The organism is Pseudomonas sp. FR229a (genome assembly GCF_030209115.1).
GTDB classification, from domain to species: domain Bacteria; phylum Pseudomonadota; class Gammaproteobacteria; order Pseudomonadales; family Pseudomonadaceae; genus Aquipseudomonas; species Aquipseudomonas moraviensis_A.
In genome coordinates, this window is sequence record NZ_JARVSP010000033.1 from 1 (window position 1) to 5172 (window position 5172).

Here is a 5172-nt window from a genome sequence, read left to right on the forward strand (position 1 = left end):
CAGAAGGTGGTCAGATCACTTACACCGCGACACTGACCAACGCCGCAGGCTCGCCAGTGACCGTGACTCTTTCGAACGGCGCTGTCATCACCATCAAAGCAGGCGAAACCACCGGCACCGTGAACGTTCCAGCTCCGTCCGACGACGTTTACAAAGACGCCGGCTCGGTGCAGGCCACGATCAAAACCGCAACCGGTGGCAGCTTCGAAAACCTGGTACCGAGCACCACGCCAGCAGTGACCAGCGTCACTGACACGATCGACACCACCACCGTAAAACTGAGCGCAACCGCTGCAACGGCCGAAGGCGGCAACGTCGTCTACACCGCAACCGTCGGCGCACCTGTCACCGGTTCGCCTGTCGTCGTGACGTTGGCCAACGGTCAGAACATCACCATCGCGGTCGGCCAGACCACCGGCACCGTGACCGCTGTGGCTCCAAACGATGCGCTGACCGGCCACGCGCCGATCACCAATTCGATCACCAACGTCAGCGGCGGCAACTTCGAAAACCTGGTCGCGGACAAGACTCCGGTCAGCACCACCGTGACCGACACCGTCGACACCACCAACCTGTCGCTGTCGGCGACCGGCTCGGTAGCCGAAGGTGGCCAGATCACTTACACCGCCACGCTCACCAACCCGGCGGGCTCGCCAGTCACCGTGACCCTGAGCAACGGCGCTGTCATCACCATCAAAGCAGGCGAAACCACCGGCACCGTGAACGTTCCAGCTCCGTCCGACGACGTTTACAAAGACGCCGGCTCGGTGCAGGCCACGATCAAAACCGCAACCGGTGGCAGCTTCGAAAACCTGGTACCGAGCACCACGCCAGCAGTGACCAGCGTCACTGACACTGTCGACACCACTACCGTCAGCATCAGTGGCAGCAGCTCGGTGACCGAGGGCCAGACCGCCAGCTACACCGTCAGCCTCAATCACCCGGCGCAGACCGAAGTGACCCTGAAAATCGTCTACAGCGGCACCGCTGCCGACGGTTCGGACTTCACCGGTGTGTACACCGTGAAGATCCCGGCGGGCGCCAGCAGCGCGCAGTTCAACGTCGCCACCCTTGATGACAAGATCACCGAAGGCACCGAGAACTTCGTGGTCAAGATCGATTCGGCTACCGGCGGCAACTTCGAGAACCTCGCGGTCAGCAGCACCAATGGCAGCGTCAGTACTTCGATCATCGACAACGATGCGCCACCGGTGCTCGATCTGGACGCCAACAACTCCAGCGGCGCGACCGGTGCCGATTACAAAGTGACGTTCACCGAGAACACCCCGGGCGCCGGCGTGTCGATCGCTGATACCGACATCAGCATCACCGACCCGGACAGCACGATGCTCACCGGCGCCACCGTGGTGCTGACCAACCGTCAGGACGGCGATGCACTGAATCTGGGCAACAGCGTCAACGGCATCACCATCAATGCCAACAGCACCAACGGCACGGTGACCCTCACGCTGTCGGGTAACGCGACGCTGGCCGACTACATGCAGGTCATCAAGAACATCAGCTTCACCAACAGCAGCGAAAATCCGAGCACCGTGCCTCGGATCATCACCGTGACGGTGACCGATGGCGGCAACTACTCGAACACCGCGACCACCACGGTCAACGTGGTGGCGGTCAACGATGCACCGGTCGCTGCGCCGAGCAATGTCACCGGCAGCGAAGACACGCCGCTGGTCCTCGGCTGGTCGACCTTTGGCGTCAGCGATGTCGACAGCCCTGCAACCAGCCTCGGGATCAAGATCACTCAGCTGCCGGGCGAGGGCAAACTGCAGTATCTGGAAGGCTCGACCTGGAAAGACGTTGCCAACAATCAGACCTTCAGCAAGGCCGACATCGACGCTGGCAAGTTGCGCTTCCTGCCGGATGCCAACGAGTCGGGCACCAACGGTTACGGCGGCACCGGTCTGGGCAACAATCAGGCGGACTACGCACAGATCAAGTTCCAGCCTACCGACGGTCAACTGCTGGGCAATACCGGCACGGTGAAGATCGACATCACGCCAGTGGCGGATGCGCCGACCGTGGCCGTGGCCGACAACAGCGTGAAATCCACTGGCCTGATCAAAGAAGTCTGGACCGGCCTCTCGGGTCTGGGCACTGACGGCAGCGGCGCGAACTCGACCACCCTGAAAAGCGTGATCGACGCGGCCGGCAAACCGAACTCCAGCGGCAACGTCACCAACGTGCAGTCCGACGGCAGCGTCGCCGCCGGTACGGCGTCGAAGACCTCTGGCCTGATCTACCTGGAAGCCGGCAAGACCTACAGCTTCAGCGGCGTCGCCGATGACAGCCTGCTGATCACCATCGGCGGCAAGAACGTGGCTTCGGGTACCTGGGGCGCGGGCGGTGCGATCAATGGTTCGTTCACCCCGACCACCAGCGGCTACTACACCCTCGACATCTACCACCACAACCAGAGCGGCCCGGGCAGCTACGACGTCAACCTGTCGGTCAACGGCAGCACACCGATCGACCTGAGCAACGCTGGCGTGCCGATCTACACCGGTGTGCAGGACCTGATCAACTCGGGCGTGACGGTGTCCGATCTGCACGGTACCAACGGCGAAGGTTACTACGACGGCTACAAGCTCAACACCGGCGCCGAGGGCACCACGGTGAAGCTGTCGGCGATCAGCACCGCGCTGACCGACACCGACGGCTCGGAAACCCTGAGCGTGAAGATCAGCGGTGCACCGGTCGGTTCGGTGCTCAGCGATGGCGCAGGGCATACCTTCACCGTTACCGCGAGCAATGGCGAAGCCAACGTCACCGGCTGGAACCTCGGCTCTCTGACCGTGACTCCGCCGACCTACTACAACGGTCAGTTCAACCTGACCGTGACCTCGACCTCCACCGAACAGGTCGGCGGCTCGGCGAGCAGCACCGCGACCATTCCGGTCACGGTAGTGCCTGCGGTGTACAACGCAGTCACCGCCACCTCGGGTGACGACACCGTCACCGGCACCGACGCCAACGACATCATCGTCGCTGACATCGGCGGCCTGACCGTGGTCCCGGGCACCAACTACAACATCGCGTTCATGGTCGACAGCTCGGGCAGCATGAGCACGTCGTCGCTGAACGCTGCGAAAGACTCGCTGACTTCGGTGTTCAACAGCCTCAAGCAGAGCCTGGGCGGCAGCAACTCCGGCACGGTGAACATCTTCCTGGTGGACTTCGATACCCAGGTCAACAAGTCGGTGTCGGTGAACCTCAACGACCCGAATGCGCTGGCGCAACTCAAAGCCGTGCTGGACTCGATGGGCTCCGGCGGCGGCACCAACTACGAGGACGTGTTCAAGACCACGGCCAACTGGTTCCAGAGTGCCGATGCCGTAGCCAACACCGGGGCGAAGAACCTCACATACTTCATTACCGACGGCCAACCGACCTATTACCAGACCGGCGAGCAAGCCAATCCGACGCTGTACGGCAACGTGAAGCTCGATGACGTGGTGAAAACCAGCAACTACAAGCCGGGCGACACCTTCAGCACCTACATCGACAACACCCATGCGTTGACGATCAACAGTGCCGGCACCGTGACTCTGCAGACCTACAGCTCATGGTGGGGCTGGAGCAGCAGCAACCTGGGCACCATCCACGCTCAGGGCGACGGCACTTACGAGCTGTCGAACCTGGCCGGTACCGGCAACAGCACCAACTCGTCGACGACCAGCAACTCGGCCAGCGGCTTCGCCTTGCTCAGCGGGCTGTCGAACGTCGAAGCGATCGGTCTGAACAGCGGCGTCACCCTGGATGACCTGAAACCGTACGATTCGGATAAAACGCCGCAGACCAACATTGATCCGAAAGACCTGGCCAACTCGATCATCGGTCATACCGAAGCCACGATGCCGGGTAACGACACTGTCAACGGCGGCGAAGGCAATGACATCCTGTTCGGCGATCTGGTCAGCTTCAACGGCATTGCCGGCGAGGGTTACCAGGCGATGCAGGCGTTCGTCGCCAAGGAAACCGGCGTCGAGGTCAGCAAAGTCAGCACCAGCAACGTGCACCAGTACATTACCGAACACTACCAGGCGTTCGATGTGTCCGGCGCACATGACGGCAACGACACGCTGCTCGGTGGCGCAGGCAATGACATCCTGTTCGGCTCGGGCGGCAACGACCTGCTCGACGGCGGCAAAGGCAATGACATCCTGCTCGGTGGCAGCGGCAAAGACACGCTGATCGGCGGTCAGGGCAACGACATCCTCATCGGCGGTTCCGGTGGTGACACCTTCGTCTGGAAATCGGGCGACACCGGTAACGATGTGATCAAGGATTTCAAAGCCAGTGAAGGCGACCGCATCGACCTGCGCGACCTGTTGCAGGGCGAGACCGGCAGCACGATCGACAACTTCCTGAAAATCACCACGGTCGATGGCACGTCGTCGCTGCAAGTCAGCTCGGCGGGTAAATTCAACTCGGGCGATGCCTCTGCGGCGACGCCGGACGTGACGATCAAACTGGAAGGCAACAATTGGGCGAGCGCCAACCTGCACAACCTGATTGCCGGCAGCGACCCGACCATCAAGGTCGATCACAACAACAGCTGAGGCTGAAACAAAAACGGCCGCCTCCGCTGAGGCGGCCGTCGCGTTTTCAGGCAATGCAGCGGTGACGATTGCATCGTCGCCCCGCATACTGGCGCGCAGTTGGCTATGCTGCTGACAGCATGACGCTGTTCATTTGTGAGGGATGCTCAATGTTCTACGTGCAACGCGATGCGCAAGGCCAGTTGATTCGCGTGGAAGCTGCGGCGTACGCCGAGGCCACGGAAACGCTGCCCGCCGACAACCATGAGATTCAGGCGTGGTACGCCAACGAAGCCGTGGAAAACAGCCTCAGACAGCTCAAGCAGAGCGACTTTGAAATGATTCGGGTGCTCGACGACCTGATTCAGGTGCTGACCCAGAAAGGCGTGATCCGCGTCACCGACCTGCCGGCGGCGGCCCAGGCCAAACTGATGGACCGCACCCAGGCGCGTGAAGCGCTGGGCGGGTTGAGCCAGTTGATCGATGAGGATGAGGGCGGGTTGATCTGATCCAGCCCAGATCAACAGCTTACCCTCACCCCAGCCCTCTCCCGGAGGGAGAGGGAGCCGATCGAGGTGTCTGGCGCTATCCATCGACCTGAGAGATCGAG

1 protein-coding gene and 1 pseudogene are annotated in these 5172 nt (G+C 61.8%); both read left to right on the top strand.

The window, feature by feature from the left end:
• Positions 1 to 4583, top strand: a pseudogene (locus tag QRN33_RS24600) (LapA family giant adhesin); the annotation flags it as partial.
• 149 nt (positions 4584 to 4732) lie between these two features.
• Complete coding sequence (locus QRN33_RS24605) at positions 4733 to 5071, top strand: hypothetical protein (RefSeq protein WP_042610141.1); 339 nt, start codon at positions 4733 to 4735, stop codon at positions 5069 to 5071.
• Positions 5072 to 5172 lie beyond the last annotated feature (101 nt).